Consider the following 14,204-nt stretch of genomic DNA (forward strand, 5'->3'; position numbering starts at 1 on the left):
TCTCCCCGAACCCGACCGTGGCGCTCGACGCCCGGCCACCCTCGTCACACGCCCCCCGGTGCTCGCACCGGTCCGACCCAAAAGGTCCCCATGTCTGCCTACATCCTTCGGCGCCTGCTCGCCGCCGTGCTCATCCTGCTCGGCGCGTCCTTCCTCGTCTATCTGCTGATGGCCTACTTCGGCGGGGATCCCCTCGCCGAGATCCGCGCCTCCAACAGCCCCACCAAAGAAGCGCAGATGAATGCCATCCGGCAGCAGCTGCAGCTCGACGTGCCGCCCCTGCTGCGGTACTTCCTCTGGCTCGGCGGCGCCGTCAAGTGCGTGGTGCCCGGCTCCTGCGACCTCGGCTCGAACATCAAGGGCCAGAACGTCAGCGACCTGCTCGGGGTCGCCGCGGGCAACACCATCCAGTTCGTCACCATCGCCTTCGTCCTCGCGATCGTCATCGGCGTCACCGTCGGCATCGTCACCGCGCTGCGGCAGTACAGCGGCCTGGACTACGCCGTCACCTTCGTCGCCTTCCTCTTCTTCTCCCTCCCCGTGTTCTGGGTGGCCGTCCTGCTCAAGGAGTTCGGCGCCATCGGGTTCAACAACTTCCTGGCGAAACCGAGCATCTCGATCACGACGATGATCGTGATCGGCGTGTTGATGGGGCTGGTCTGGGTGTTGATCATCCCCGGCACGTGGAAGCGGCGGCTCATCACCTTCGTCATCGCGACCGCCGTGACGATCGGCATCCTCGCCGTGCTCGTGGCCACCGACTGGTTCGCGGCGCCCGGTATCGGCCCCGTGATGATCACGCTGTGCGCCTTCGGTCTGGCCGTCGGATTCACCGCGCTGATCGCGGGGCTGCGGAACCGGCGGGCGCTGGTCGCCTCGCTGATCACCGCCGCCGTGGGCGCCATCTCCTACTTCGTGGTGCAGCCGATCCTGAACGCGAACGGCAACCTGCCGACCGTGATCATGCTCGGCGTCGTGGGCATCCTCGTGGGGCTGGCCGCCGGCTGGTTCTCCGGCGGCTACGACCGGGCGCAGAACATGCGGGCCGCGGTCCTGACCGCGTTCGTCACGTCCGGTCTGATCCTGCTGGACCGGTTCATGCAGTCCTGGCCCGCGTACTACAACTCGCCGCTCGTGCACGGCCGCCCGATCTCCACGATCGGCTCGGAGACCCCGAACCTCAACGGCGACTTCTGGTTCACCGGCCTGGACAAGTACACGCACCTGCTGCTGCCGACCATCGCCCTGATCCTCATCTCCCTCGCGTCGTACACCCGGTTCTCCCGGGCCTCGATGCTCGAGGTGATGAACCAGGACTACGTCCGCACCGCACGGGCCAAGGGCGTCAACGAGCGCACGGTCGTCGTCCGGCACGCGTTCCGCAACGCCCTCATCCCGCTGGCGACCGTGGTCGCCGCGGACCTCGGCGGCCTGATCGGCGGCGCCGTGATCACCGAGAACGTGTTCTCCTTCAAAGGCATGGGCACGCTGTTCATCGACGGCATCTCGCACAGCGACCCGAACCCGGTGATGGCGGTGTTCCTCGTCGTCGGCATCACCACCGTGGTGTTCAACCTGCTGGCCGACATCGCCTACTCGCTGCTCGATCCCCGCGTGAGGCTGACGTGATCAGCACCGCCCACCCGGAGTGGGCCCCGAGCACGCCGCAGGCCACGAACGCAAGGAAGTCCTCATGAGCCGCACCGAGACGCAGACTCCACCGGAGCGCACCGAGAAGCCGGCCCCCGCCGAGGAGGCGACCAAGGGGCTGAGCCAGGGCCGGATCGTCGCCAAGAAGTTCCTCGGCCACACCGCAGCGGTCGCCTCGATCATCGTCTTCCTGATCATCCTGCTGCTGTCGATCACGTCGCAGGGCATCGGCCCCATCCCGGGCTGGTGGCACTACGGTTTCGGCGACACCCCGCCGCTGGTCAACGGCGGCTCGCCGACCTGGAAGCTGCCCTTCGACTTCGGCGACCACCCGTTCGGTCAGGACCGCGTCGGCCGTGACCTGTTCGCCATGACGATGCGCGGCACGCAGATCTCGCTGTTCATCATGTTCACGATCGGCATCCTCGCCGGCGTGATCGGCATCATCGTCGGCTCCCTCGCCGGCTTCTTCCGGGGCTGGATCGAAGCGATCCTGATGCGCCTGACCGACGTCTTCATCGTCATCCCCACCCTGATCGCCGCGGCGATCGTCGGCCGGGCCGGCGGCCAGAACGGCGTGCTCGTCCTCGGCATCTTCCTCGGCCTGGTCACCTGGATGCTGCTCGGACGCCTCGTGCGCGCCGAGTTCCTGTCCCTGCGGGAGCGGGAGTTCGTCGACGCCGCGCGGATCGCGGGTGCCTCGAACGCCCGGATCATCTTCAAGCACATCCTGCCGAACACGGTCGGCGTCATCACGGTCAACCTGACCCTGCTGATGAGTGCGGCGATCCTGACCGAGACGGCGCTGAGCTACCTCGGCCTGGGCGTCCGCGCGCCAGACATCTCGCTGGGCTCCCTGATCAGCCAGAACCAGGCGGCGTTCAGCACGCGGCCGTGGCTGTTCTGGTGGCCGGGCCTGTTCATCGTCGTCATCTGCCTCTGCATCAACTTCATCGGCGACGGTCTGCGCGACGCGTTCGACCCGCGGCAGAAGAAGTTCTCGCTGCGGTCGATCAAGCGCCTGAGCGCGGCGATGATGCTCAGCGGCCAGTCCTCGACCGGCTCGTTCGGCCAGTACGCGACCGGCAGCCGCGCCGCGGTCAACGAGGTCGTCAAGGACGCCGCCGACGAGGACCGGTCACTGTCCGCGATCTCCCGCAGCGAGCGGGAGGCCGACGAGGACGAGCGCACCGCCCGCGAGGCGCAGACCCTGGCCGAGCCGGGCGTCGTCACCCCCGACGAACGCTCCTCCACGCTCTACCACGGCACGCCGGCCGAGGGCGGTCAGAACTCCCGGCTCGAGCTCGACGACGACGCGCGGGGCACCGGTCCCGGTGGGGCCACCGAGCCGCGCCGGCGGGGCTTCTTCCGCCGCGACGGGCGATGACCACGCCCGTGGCCGTCACCGGCTCAGAAGCAGAACGCCACCACGGTCGCGACCGCGAGCACGACGGCGGCCACGATCGTGACGGGGTGCCAGCGGGTGCCGATCGCGGTGGCGTCCGCCGCGCCGAGGTCGATGCGCTGGTCCTCGGCCAGCCGCTCCCAGTGGCGGCGCACCAGCAGGGCGGCCGCGCCGGAGTGCGACTGCGTCAGGTCACCGGGCCGGATCGAGCGCACGGAATCGTAGGTGCGCTCGGGCAGGCCGGTCACGTCCTGCCGGTTCGCCCACATGACGGCGTGCCGGCCGGGCGCGGGGGCGGCCAGCGCCGTGACCCGGCGGTGCGGGGTGACGAGCGTCAGCGCGTACTTGGTGTCGACGTCGATCAGTGCGGCCCAGGGCACACTCTCGGTGCGGAACACGTTGCGCACGAGCACCCGCTCGTCGTCGATGCCGACGGAGGGGCGCCACAGTGCAGCCCAGCCCAGCGCGGCCACGTCGAGGCCGATGATCGCCAGTTTCACCCCGACCGAGGCGTCACCGCTCGTCGCCGCGGCCAGAATCATCAGGGCGGCGACAGTCCAGCACCCGATCGCCATCCACCGGCTGGTGCCGGCCGTGAAGGTCGTCATCTGCCCATCGTTTCAGGATCCGCCGCCGCCTCCCACCCGGGGCTCGCGGATCACGTGGAGCGGCGCACGTCGTCGCCCACGACTCGAGAAGGGAACCACCGATGAGTCACGCAGCGCAGCCCAGCACAGCCCCGTCCGGCGGCGGACGCCGCGGCGACGCCCTGCTGTCCGTCCGCGACCTGAACATCAGCTTCGGCGTCGAGAAGAAGCTCGTCCCGGCCGTGATCGGCTCGAACTTCGACCTGGCGCGCGGCGAGGTGCTCGCGATCGTCGGTGAGTCCGGTTCCGGCAAATCGACGACGGCGATGGCCCTGCTCGACCTGCTGCCCGTCAACGCCGTCGTGCGCGGCAGCGTGAACCTGGCGGGCCGTGAGCTGCTCAACGCGTCCCGGCACGCCCTGCGGCAGGTGCGCGGATCCGAGATCGCGGTCATCTTCCAGGAACCCATGACGGCGCTGAACCCGGTCTACACGGTCGGCAACCAGATCGTGGAGACGGTCCGCCTGCACAACGAGGTCTCACCGAAGCAGGCGGCTGCCCGCGCGCTCGAGATGCTCGAACTGGTCGAGATGCCGGACCCGCAGAAGGCGTTCAACTCCTACCCGCACCAGCTCTCGGGCGGGCAGCGGCAGCGTGCCATGATCGCGCAGTCCCTGTCCTGCGACCCGAAGCTGCTGATCGCCGACGAGCCCACCACGGCGCTCGACGTGACCGTGCAGGCCGAGATCCTCGACCTGATGCGCAACCTGAAGGACAAGCTGGACTCCGGCATCGTCCTCATCACCCACGACATGGGCGTGGTTGCCGACCTGGCGGACCGCATCCTCGTGATGAAGGACGGCCGGACGGTCGAGGCGGGCACCGCGGGCCAGATCTTCCACGACCCGCAGCACCCGTACACGCAGTCCCTGCTGGCGTCGGTGCCGCACCTGGGCACCGCCGGCGAGGAGGAGATCGACCTGGTGGCCGCGCTGGCCGCGTCCGCCGACGTCATCAGCGAGGCGGAGATCGACATCGACACCGCCGAACTGGCCGCGCGAGAGCAGGAGAACCAGCGGGCGCTGGCCGAGGCCGAGCGGATCGCCCAGGCCGAGGCGGAGCGTCTGCAGGGCGTCCAGCCGGTGCTCGAGCTGCGGGGGGTGGCCATCGAGTACCCGAAGCAGGGGCGTGTGCCGGCGTTCCGCGCTGTGACCGACGCCAACCTGACCATCTACCCCGGCCAGGTCGTCGGGCTGGTGGGGGAGTCGGGGTCGGGCAAGACGACGATCGGTCGTGCGTCGGTGGGCCTGCTGCCCATCGTCGCGGGCAGCCTCTCGGTGGTCGGCGAGGACATCTCGAAGGCGGACCGCAAGCAGCTGAAGGTGCTGCGGAACAAGGTCGGCATGGTCTTCCAGGACCCGTCCTCGTCCCTGAACCCGCGCCTGCCCATCGGTGAGAGCATCGGCGAGCCCCTGTTCCTCGCCGGGGAGGCCAAGGGGTCGGAGCTGCAGAAGCGGATCGAGGGGCTGCTGGACCAGGTCCAGCTTCCCCGCGCCTACCGCAACCGGTACCCGCACGAGCTCTCGGGCGGCCAGAAGCAGCGCGTCGGCATCGCCCGGGCGCTCGCCCTGAAGCCGGCACTGATGGTGGCGGACGAGCCGACGTCGGCCCTCGACGTGTCCGTGCAGGCGCGCGTGCTCGAGCTGTTCCAGGAGCTGCAGCGCGAGCTGGGCTTCGCGTGCCTCTTCGTCACCCACGACCTCGCGGTGGTGGACCTGCTCGCCGACCGCATCGTCGTGATGAACCACGGCAGCATCGTGGAGCAGGGCACCCGGGACGAGATCCTGCGCAACCCGCAGCAGGCCTACACGCAGCGCCTGCTGGCCGCGGTGCCGCTGCCGGACCCGGACAAGCAGCGCGAGCGGCGCGAAGTGCGCGCCCAGCTGCTCGCCGCCGGCGCCACCGAGGAGTAGGCCCCGCCCGACCGCCACGACGGCGCCCGTCCCCGGTCCCGGGGGCGGGCGCCGTCGTCGTCGGTGGTCAGGGGTGGCCGGGGCGTGACGACGACCACGGCGCGGAAGCGGCCCGCGGGTCTAGAATGGTCTGTCGGCGCCCTCTCGGTGCCGCCCACGTTCCACGCGCGGCCACGCCCGCGCCCGGGCACCGCCCGGCTCCCGCACTTTCCTGCCCACGGCTCAGCACCGTGGACACGACCTCTCACCGAATCGAGTCATCCCGCATGTCTGACACCGCCACCACTACTCGGGCCGTCCGTGAGGATCTGCGCAACGTCGCCATCGTCGCGCACGTCGACCACGGCAAGACGACCCTGGTGGACGCCATGCTCCGGCAGACCGGTGCCTTCTCCACGCACGGAGAGGTGGCCGACCGGGTCATGGACTCCGGAGACCTGGAGAAGGAGAAGGGGATCACCATCCTCGCCAAGAACACCACGGTGTTCTACAACGGCCCCGCGGCCGAGGGCGAGAACATCACCATCAACGTGATCGACACCCCGGGCCACGCCGACTTCGGCGGCGAGGTCGAGCGCGGCCTGTCCATGGTCGACGGCGTCGTCCTGCTCGTCGACGCCTCCGAGGGCCCGCTGCCGCAGACCCGCTTCGTGCTCCGCAAGGCGCTCGCCGCGAAGCTGCCCGTCATCCTGGTCGTGAACAAGACCGACCGGCCCGACGCCCGCATCCCCGAGGTCGTCAGCGAGTCCATGGACCTGCTGCTCGGCCTGGCCTCCGACCTCGCCGACGAGGTGCCGGACCTGGACCTGGACGCCATCCTCGACGTGCCCGTCGTCTACGCCGCCGCGAAGGTCGGCGCCGCCTCCCTCGAGCAGCCGGCCAACGGCAGCGCCCCGGAGAACGACAACCTCGAGCCGCTGTTCTCGACCATCGTCAAGCACATCCCGGCGCCGTCCTACGACCCCGAGGCCCCGCTGCAGGCGCACGTGACCAACCTCGACGCCTCGCCGTTCCTCGGCCGGCTCGCCCTGCTGCGCATCTTCAACGGCACCCTGCGCAAGGGTCAGCAGGTCGCCTGGGCCCGCCACACCGGCGAGCTGAAGACCGTCAAGATCACCGAGCTGCTCGCCACCAAGGCGCTCGAGCGGGTCTCCGCCGACTCCGCCGGCCCGGGCGAGATCGTCGCCGTCGCCGGCATCGAGGACATCACCATCGGTGAGACGCTGACCGACCTGGAGAACCCGCGGCCGCTGCCGCTGATCACGGTCGACGACCCGGCGATCTCCATGACCATCGGCATCAACACCTCGCCGCTGGCCGGCAAGGTCAAGGGCGCGAAGGTGACGGCCCGGCAGGTCAAGGACCGCCTGGACAAGGAACTCGTCGGCAACGTCTCCCTCAAGGTCCTCCCGACCGAGCGCCCGGACGCCTGGGAGGTGCAGGGCCGCGGTGAGCTGGCCCTGGCCATCCTCGTCGAGCAGATGCGCCGCGAGGGCTTCGAGCTGACCGTCGGCAAGCCGCAGGTCGTCACGCGCATCGTCGACGGCAAGGTCCACGAGCCGATGGAGCACATGATCATCGACGTGCCCGAGGAGTACCTCGGCGCCGTCACCCAGCTGATGGCCGCTCGCAAGGGCCGGATGACCAACATGGCCAACCACGGCACCGGCTGGGTCCGGATGGAGTTCATCGTCCCGGCCCGCGGCCTGATCGGCTTCCGCACCCGGTTCCTCACCGACACGCGCGGTGCCGGCATCGCCTCCTCCTACGCCGAGGGCTACGAGCACTGGGCCGGCGACATCGAGTACCGCACCAACGGCTCGATGATCGCGGACCGGGCCGGCGTCGTGACCCCGTTCGCCATGATCAACCTGCAGGAGCGCGGCTCCTTCTTCGTCCAGCCGACCTCGGAGGTCTACGAGGGCATGATCGTCGGGGAGAACTCCCGCGCCGACGACATGGACGTGAACATCACGAAGGAGAAGAAGCTCACCAACATGCGGGCGGCCTCCTCGGACTCCTTCGAGAACCTCACCCCGCCGCGCACCCTGACGCTCGAGGAGTCCCTCGAGTTCGCCCGCGAGGACGAGTGCGTCGAGGTGACGCCGGAGTCCATCCGCATCCGCAAGGTGATCCTCGACGCCAACGAGCGCATGAAGGCCCACCGGGCCCGGGCCCGGGCCTGACCCGTGCGGGAGGAGCCGGCGGGTCTCGCCGACCTGCTCGCGGGCGTCGAGGCGCCGGCGACCGTCCTGTTCGTCCACGCCCATCCCGACGACGAGTCGATCGCGACGGGCGGGACGATGGCGGCCCTGGCCGCCGCCGGACACCGGGTCCTCCTGCTCACCTGCACCCGCGGTGAACTCGGGGAGGTGATCCCCGCCGACCTGCGGCACCTGCAGGTCGGGCTGCCCGAGAGCGTCGACGACGGTACCGAGCTCGCCGCGGTGCGGCTGACGGAGCTGGCGTCGGCCACCCGCGTGCTCGGCGTCCACAGCGGTTTCCTGCTCGGCACCGCCCCGGCGCTCACGCCGGGCGACCCGACGCGCCGGTACCGCGACTCCGGCATGAGCTGGGGCGAGGACGGCCGCGCACAGCCTGCCCCGCAGGTCTCGGCCGACAGCTTCTCCCAGCAGCCGCTGGAGCAGGCCGCCGCGGACGTCGCGGCCCTGCTGCGGGTGGTCCGGCCCGACGTCGTGGTCACGTACGACGACGACGGCGGCTACGGCCACCCCGACCACATCCGCGCGCACCAGGTCACCCTGGCCGCGCTCGAGCAGGTCCGCGGCGAGCTGCCCGCCCGGCTGTGGGTCACGGCCAGCGACGCCGGTTCCTCCACGGGCCGGCTGATCGAGGTGCTCGGCGACGCCGAGGGCAAGCGCGCGGCGATCGCCGCGCACGGCACCCAGACGGTGGTCGAGGGCGGCCGGTTCGCGCTCTCGAACGGCATCTGGCGGGACATCGACCCGGTCGAGCGCTTCCGGGCCGTGGAGACGACGTCGTCACCGGCCCCGGCCCGGCGGGGCGGCTGGCTGCGGGCCGTGCTCGCCGCCCTCGTCGTCGGCCTGCTCGTGTGCTGGCTCGGCACGACCCTGCACGGTCATGTCGGCTACGCCGGCGCCACCCCACTGCCGTGGGGTGCGGCGCTCGCGATCGTGTTCTGCGCCGCCGCCGCGACCGCGGTGGGGATGTGGACGCGCACCCTGTGGGCGGCCGCCGTCACCGGGGCCATCGCCTTCACCGCGAACTGGTTGCTGGCCAGCACGGGCGAGGTGCCGCTCATCGTCACCCAGACCGCGCAGCCCACCGGCGTGGCCCTGGCGGGTCTGCTCTGGCTGTACGGCGCGGGGGTGGCGACCGTGGTGGCCGTCCTGCTGACCGCCCGTGGCCTGCGCGCATCCCACGCCCCGCGGCGGTCTCCGGCACTCTGACCTGCGGGTTCCGCCAGATCCTCGGGCGCGGTCCCGGGCCCGTCCGGCGCTGTCCGAGGCGATCATCAGCCCACTGACGGGTTTCGCTCGAGGGGTGGTGCGCGGCACAATGAGGGTTCACGCACCGAGGAGGCCGCATGAAGACCCTCGCCCCCGTCGCCGCCGTTGACGCCCTCGAGGACGCCACCTGGCTCGACTCCGCCGTCGCCATCGAACAGAAGCTCTCCCACACCCTGATCCAGCCGCAGTGGCTGCGCGACATCCTGCACGGGGTACCGCAGGGCCACCCGCTGCACCCCGTCCTGGTCCAGCTGCCGCTCGGCGCCTGGTTCTCCGCGGCCTTCCTGGACCTCGTGCCCGGCGCGGAGGACGCGTCGCGGCGGCTGGTCGGGGCCGGCGTCATCGCCTCCGTCCCCGCCGTCGCCGCCGGCTATGCCGACTACGGGGACCTGCACGAGCAGCAGATGCGGGTCGGTCTCGTCCACGCGGGCGCCAACTTCACCGCCATCGGGCTCTACTCGGTCTCCTGGCTGGCGCGCCGCGCCGGCCGGCACGGGCTGGGCAAGGCCCTCTCCTTCGCCGGGCTCTCGATCGCCGGTCTGGGCGGCTACCTCGGTGGCCACATGTCCTTCCGGCAGGCCTCCGGCGCCAACCACACGGAGGACGTCCCGCACCGCGTCGAGCCGGGCTGGCACTCGCTCGGCCCGGTCGAGGAGTTACCGACGGGCACGCTCGCGCGTCGCACGGTGGGCGACGTGCCCGTCGTCGTGCTGCGCCAGGAGTCCTCGGACGCCGTGTTCGTCCTCGCGGACGCGTGCAGCCACTTGTCCGGGCCGCTGCACGAGGGTGAGCTGACGACCGGGACGCCGGGCGAGGGCCCCTGCGTCAGCTGCCCGTGGCACGGGTCGACGTTCTCACTGCGGACCGGTGCCGTGCTCAACGGTCCGGCGACCGCCCCGCAGCCCCGCTTCGACACCCGCGTGGTCGACGGCCGACTCGAGGTCAGCCTGCCCGGCGCCGGCTGACCGGTTCCTCAGCGGCCGTCCTCAGCGGTCCCGGGCCGTCAGGTCCGGGTGGTGGGCGAAGAAGATCGACGTCGGCTCGCCGTCCTCGTCGGCGGGCATCGCCGCGTACTCCTCGAGGACCGCCTCGATCTTCTCGAGCATCTCGCGCCGGTGCGCGTCGTCGAGCTTGATCCCGAGCCGGACCGTCTGCAACTGATCGGGGGCGACGCCCTCCAGGTCGGCGAGGAACGCGTCCACCAGGGTGGTGCCCGGCGGCAGCGGGGTGCGCCAGGACAGCCGAGTGGCCAGATACGGCACCTCACGCGCCCCGCGGGTGCCGCGCCGCTCGGGCTCCGCGGCCAGGAGACCTGCCTCCGCCAGCGTCCGCACGTGGTGCAGGCTGGTGGCGGGATTGAGGTCGAAGCGCCCGGCGATCTCCTTGTTGGTCCGGGCCTCGTGCAGGCAGTACCGCAGGATGCGCAGGCGCAGGGGAGAGCTGAGGGCGCGTCCACGCGCGAGGGCGTCGTGGTCGGTGTCCTTCGCGTGCATCAGGCCAGCATGCCGTAGTGATTGACGAATGCCAATCACTGAGTGATGCTGTCGGGATGACGTCCGAGAACCAGGGTGCGACGCCGGAGCCCGCGGGCCCGTCTCCGGCCCGCTCCATCGGCGGTCCGCCCGGCAACCCCGGCGCGGTCGGAACGGTACCACCGGCTGGTCCGCCGACGTCGCCGACCACCGTGCCCGCCCCGCCCATCGAGGCGCCGCCCGCCGCGGACCGCCCGGCCGCGGACGCGCCGGCGCCCGTGACCGGGGACGTCACGGACGTCGTCCGCTCCGACCGCTCCCTCTGGCGCGACGGTGACTTCCTGCGCTTCTGGGGCGGTCAGGGCGTCAGCCAGATCGGCTCGAGCGTCGGCCGGATCGCGCTGCCGGTGCTCGCGGTCAGCGTGCTGGATGCGACCGCGTTCCAGGTGGGCTTGCTCGACGCGGTGCAGTTCGCGGCGTTCCTGCTGATCGGGCTGCCGGCCGGCGCGTGGGTGGACCGGTGGCGCAAGCGCCGGACCATGATCGCGGCCGACGCCGTCCGGGCCGTCGCCATGCTGGCCATCCCGGTGCTGTGGTGGACGGGCAGCCTGGACTTCTGGCATCTGCTCGCCGTCGCCGCCGTCGTCGGCACCGCCACAGTGTTCTTCGACGTCGGGTACCAGAGCTTCGTCCCGGTGCTGGTGCCGTCGGGCCGGGTCGCGGACGCGAACGGGAAGCTGGAGGCCACGGCCCAGGTCGCGCGGCTGGGCGGCCCCGGCATCGGCGGTGCCCTGCTCAGCGTCGTGAGCGTGCCGGTGCTGTTCGTCGCCGAGGCCGTCGGGTACCTCGTCTCCGCGATCGCCCTGATCACCGTCCGGGACAGCGAACGACGCCCGGACCCGCCGCAGGAGGCCTCGCTGATCGGCCAGATCCGGGCGGGGCTCAGCTTCGTCGTCCGGCACCCGCTGATCAGCCGGATCACCGCGGCGACCGGCATCTCCAACTTCTTCTCGACCGTCGCGGCCACCCTGTACCCGATCCTCATCCTGCGCGAACTCGGCCTCGGTGCGCCGGTGTTCGGGCTGATCATGTCGCTGGGCGCCGTCGGCGGTGTGCTCGGCGCCGCGCTCGCGTCCCGCATCGGCGACCGGGTGGGGGAGGGGAACGCCCTGCCGCTGTCCCTGGTGGCCTCGACCGTCCTCATGCTCCTGATGCCGGCGGCGACCCTGATGCCGGCCCCGTGGCTGCAGATCACCGCGCTCAGCGTCGCGGACTTCGGGTTCTCCGTGCTGGTGGTCGTCTACAACGTCCTCCAGGTCAGCATGCGGCAGCGGGTGTGCCCGCCGGCCCTGCTCGGGCGGATGAACGCGTCGATCCGCTGCCTGGTGTGGGGTGTCATGCCGATCGGTGCGCTGCTGGGCGGCTGGCTCGGCGGTTGGATCGGCATCGTGCCCACGATCCTCATCGGGGTGGTCGGCGCGGGTACCGCGTGCGTGCCGCTGTTCTTCTCCCCGCTGTGGGGCATGCGCCGGCTCCCGTCCTGACGGCAGCGGTCCCGGTGCTCTCAGCGCGGGCGGGGCGCCGGGGGCGGCGGGACCGTCCGCGCGGCGGTGACGTCCGCCAGCGTGATCACGACGTCGCCGGAGGACCGGGTGCGGACGGTGCACGTGTCGGGCTGCCGCGCCACGAGCTCCCCGAGCGCGTCGGTGGCCCCGTGGACGTCGTCCTCGATGCGGTAGCGGACGACGACGCGCGTGCCGAGCGGCAGCGTCGCGAGCAGATGCGCGGGGGTGGGACCCATGGCACCACGGTAGCCACCCGAGGCGTGCCGGGGACGCGGGGCGCCCGACATCGAGCGTCGGAGCCCGGCAGTAGACTGACGAGAGCCGCCGAACGCCCCGGTCACCAGCGCCCTGGTCGATCCAGTCAGCCGATTCTGGGCACGGCGGCGTGGACCGGAGTACACGAGGAGAGGTCAGACGACGTGACGTACGTCATCGCGCAGCCCTGCGTCGACATCAAGGACAAGGCGTGTGTGGAGGAGTGTCCCGTCGACTGCATCTACGAGGGCGAGCGTTCCCTCTACATCCACCCCGACGAGTGCGTCGACTGCGGAGCCTGTGAGCCCGTCTGCCCGGTGGAGGCCATCTACTACGAGGACGACACCCCCGAGGAGTGGGCCGACTACTACAAGGCCAACGTCGAGTTCTTCGAGGAGCTCGGCTCGCCCGGCGGCGCGGCCAAGGTCGGCAACACGCACACGGACCACCCGATGATCGCCGCGCTGCCGCCGCAGAACCAGGACGTCGACCTGTGACGGAGGCGCCGTCCGGGGCCCGGCCGTTCGGGCTCGACCTGCCCGAGTACCCGTGGGAGGCGATGGCCCCCTACCAGGCCACTGCGGCCGCCCACCCCGACGGCGCCGTCAACCTGTCGATCGGCACGCCGGTCGACCCGACCCCGGGCTTCATCCAGCGGGCGCTCGCCGAGGCCGCGAACGCCCCCGGCTACCCGACCACCCACGGCACCGCGCAGCTGCGGGAGGCCGTCGTGCGCTGGTTCGCGCGCCGTCGCGGGGTCACCGACCTGCCGGCCGACGCGGTGATGCCCACGGTCGGCTCCAAGGAACTGGTCGCCTGGCTGCCGCTGCTGCTCGGGCTGCGCCCCGGTGACGTGGTCGTCCACCCGAGCGTCGCCTACCCCACCTACGACATCGGGGCCCGTCTGGCCGGTGCCGACGCGGTCGCGGCGGACGACCTGGACGCGCTCGACGACGCCGTGCGCTCCCGCGTGCGGATGGTGTGGATCAACTCGCCCGCGAACCCGACCGGTGCCGTCGCCGACGTCGAGCGTCTCCGCCGGCTGGTCGAGCAGGCGCGGGCCGCGGGCGCCGTCGTCGTCTCCGACGAGTGCTACGCCGAACTCGGCTGGGACCGGTGGGACACCCACCAGGGTGGGGAGCCCGTGCCGTCCCTGCTGGATCCGCGCGTGACCGGCGGGGATCCGAGCGGGCTGCTCGTCGCCTACTCGCTGAGCAAGCAGTCCAATCTGGCGGGCTACCGGGCGGCGTTCCTGGCCGGGGCGCCCGAGCTGATGCCGACCCTGGTCAACGCCCGCAAGCACGCCGGCATGATCGTGCCGGCTCCCGTGCAGGCCGCGATGACCGTCGCCCTCGACGACGACGAGCACGTCGAGGTGCAGAAGGACGCCTACCGGCGGCGCCGGGGGATCCTCGCGCCCGCCCTCGAGGCGTTCGGGCTCCGGATCGACGACTCCGAGGCCGGGCTGTATCTGTGGTGCACCGCCGGTGAGGACGCCTGGACGACGATCGGACGCCTCGCGGACCTCGGCATCGTCGCCGGCCCCGGTGTCTTCTACGGACCCACCGGCAACCGCCACGTCCGGGTCGCGTTGACCGCGTCGACGCAGCAGGTCCAGGCCGCGGCCGACCGGCTCACCGCCGCCGCTTCCTGACCGACTCGACCCGCCCGTCGCGCACGTCCGGCGGCCCTTCCGCCGCCGGCGACCGATTCGGTCAGATGCCCCCGGGCGGGTAGCTTTGACACGAACACGACGCCGGTGCGGGCCTGACGCTGCCGGGCGTCCGACCACCTCTCGAGGAGGAA

11 protein-coding genes and 1 pseudogene are annotated in these 14,204 nt (G+C 71.6%); 9 read left to right on the forward strand and 3 right to left on the reverse strand.

Features of this window, described 5'->3' with window-relative positions:
• The first annotated feature begins 90 nt into the window (after positions 1-90).
• Positions 91-1,629 carry an ABC transporter permease gene (locus BGP79_RS05705; RefSeq protein ID WP_076693655.1) on the forward strand — a complete coding sequence of 513 codons (1,539 nt, stop codon included), beginning with the start codon at positions 91-93 and terminating at the stop codon, positions 1,627-1,629.
• A gap of 64 nt (positions 1,630-1,693) precedes the next feature.
• Positions 1,694-2,680: pseudogene (locus tag BGP79_RS05710) on the forward strand (ABC transporter permease); the annotation flags it as partial.
• Positions 2,681-3,060: 380 nt separating this feature from the next.
• Here BGP79_RS05710 and BGP79_RS05715 read toward each other — a convergent pair.
• The gene (locus tag BGP79_RS05715; RefSeq protein WP_076693657.1) at positions 3,061-3,663 is read right to left on the reverse strand and encodes a PH domain-containing protein; all 603 of its coding nucleotides are present in this window, start codon (positions 3,661-3,663) and stop codon (positions 3,061-3,063) included.
• Between the two features lie 101 nt (positions 3,664-3,764).
• On the opposite strand from BGP79_RS05715, the gene BGP79_RS05720 reads away from it, so the two are divergent.
• The 4 genes from BGP79_RS05720 to BGP79_RS05735 all read left to right on the forward strand — a co-directional run bounded on the left by BGP79_RS05720 (position 3,765) and on the right by BGP79_RS05735 (position 10,071).
• Positions 3,765-5,615, forward strand: coding sequence for an ABC transporter ATP-binding protein (locus BGP79_RS05720; RefSeq protein WP_076693658.1), 1,851 nt, complete (start codon positions 3,765-3,767; stop codon positions 5,613-5,615).
• Positions 5,616-5,881: 266 nt separating this feature from the next.
• Positions 5,882-7,801 carry a translational GTPase TypA gene (typA, locus tag BGP79_RS05725; RefSeq protein WP_076693659.1) on the forward strand — a complete coding sequence of 640 codons (1,920 nt, stop codon included), beginning with the start codon at positions 5,882-5,884 and terminating at the stop codon, positions 7,799-7,801.
• Positions 7,802-7,804: 3 nt separating this feature from the next.
• On the forward strand, positions 7,805-9,046 hold the full coding sequence (locus BGP79_RS05730) for a PIG-L family deacetylase (RefSeq protein ID WP_076693660.1): 1,242 nt from the start codon (positions 7,805-7,807) through the stop codon (positions 9,044-9,046).
• A 137-nt stretch (positions 9,047-9,183) separates the two neighbouring features.
• On the forward strand, positions 9,184-10,071 hold the full coding sequence (locus BGP79_RS05735; protein ID WP_076693661.1) for a Rieske 2Fe-2S domain-containing protein: 888 nt from the start codon (positions 9,184-9,186) through the stop codon (positions 10,069-10,071).
• A gap of 21 nt (positions 10,072-10,092) precedes the next feature.
• Here the strand turns inward: BGP79_RS05735 and BGP79_RS05740 are convergent, their stop codons facing one another.
• Entirely contained in the window at positions 10,093-10,599 is a 507-nt protein-coding gene (locus BGP79_RS05740; RefSeq protein WP_076693662.1) for a transcriptional regulator, read from the reverse strand.
• A gap of 191 nt (positions 10,600-10,790) precedes the next feature.
• Between BGP79_RS05740 and BGP79_RS05745 the strand changes: the two genes are divergently transcribed.
• Positions 10,791-12,122: an MFS transporter gene (locus BGP79_RS05745; RefSeq protein WP_233121173.1), complete on the forward strand. Its 1,332-nt coding sequence runs from the start codon at positions 10,791-10,793 to the stop codon at positions 12,120-12,122.
• 20 nt (positions 12,123-12,142) lie between these two features.
• Here BGP79_RS05745 and BGP79_RS05750 read toward each other — a convergent pair whose 3' ends face one another.
• Entirely contained in the window at positions 12,143-12,379 is a 237-nt protein-coding gene (locus BGP79_RS05750; RefSeq protein WP_076693663.1) for a hypothetical protein, read from the reverse strand.
• A 183-nt stretch (positions 12,380-12,562) separates the two neighbouring features.
• Here BGP79_RS05750 and fdxA point away from each other — a divergent pair, with 183 nt between their 5' ends.
• Both fdxA and dapC read left to right on the forward strand, forming a co-directional pair.
• Positions 12,563-12,895 carry a ferredoxin gene (gene fdxA / locus BGP79_RS05755; protein WP_076693664.1) on the forward strand — a complete coding sequence of 111 codons (333 nt, stop codon included), beginning with the start codon at positions 12,563-12,565 and terminating at the stop codon, positions 12,893-12,895.
• Positions 12,892-14,052: a succinyldiaminopimelate transaminase gene (gene dapC / locus BGP79_RS05760; RefSeq protein ID WP_076693665.1), complete on the forward strand. Its 1,161-nt coding sequence runs from the start codon at positions 12,892-12,894 to the stop codon at positions 14,050-14,052. The genes fdxA and dapC overlap by 4 nt, the downstream gene beginning before the upstream one ends.
• Positions 14,053-14,204 lie beyond the last annotated feature (152 nt).

The sequence above is a fragment of the Tersicoccus sp. Bi-70 genome (assembly GCF_001968825.1).
Taxonomy (GTDB): Bacteria; Actinomycetota; Actinomycetes; order Actinomycetales; family Micrococcaceae; genus Tersicoccus.

Coding starts and splice junctions, on each gene's coding strand:
- BGP79_RS05705 (WP_076693655.1), top strand. CDS start 91: ATGTCTGCCTACATCCTTCGGCGCCTGCTCGCCGCCGTGCTCATCCTG.
- BGP79_RS05715 (WP_076693657.1), bottom strand. CDS start 3,663: ATGACGACCTTCACGGCCGGCACCAGCCGGTGGATGGCGATCGGGTGC.
- BGP79_RS05720 (WP_076693658.1), top strand. CDS start 3,765: ATGAGTCACGCAGCGCAGCCCAGCACAGCCCCGTCCGGCGGCGGACGC.
- typA (WP_076693659.1), top strand. CDS start 5,882: ATGTCTGACACCGCCACCACTACTCGGGCCGTCCGTGAGGATCTGCGC.
- BGP79_RS05735 (WP_076693661.1), top strand. CDS start 9,184: ATGAAGACCCTCGCCCCCGTCGCCGCCGTTGACGCCCTCGAGGACGCC.
- BGP79_RS05740 (WP_076693662.1), bottom strand. CDS start 10,599: ATGCACGCGAAGGACACCGACCACGACGCCCTCGCGCGTGGACGCGCC.
- BGP79_RS05750 (WP_076693663.1), bottom strand. CDS start 12,379: ATGGGTCCCACCCCCGCGCATCTGCTCGCGACGCTGCCGCTCGGCACG.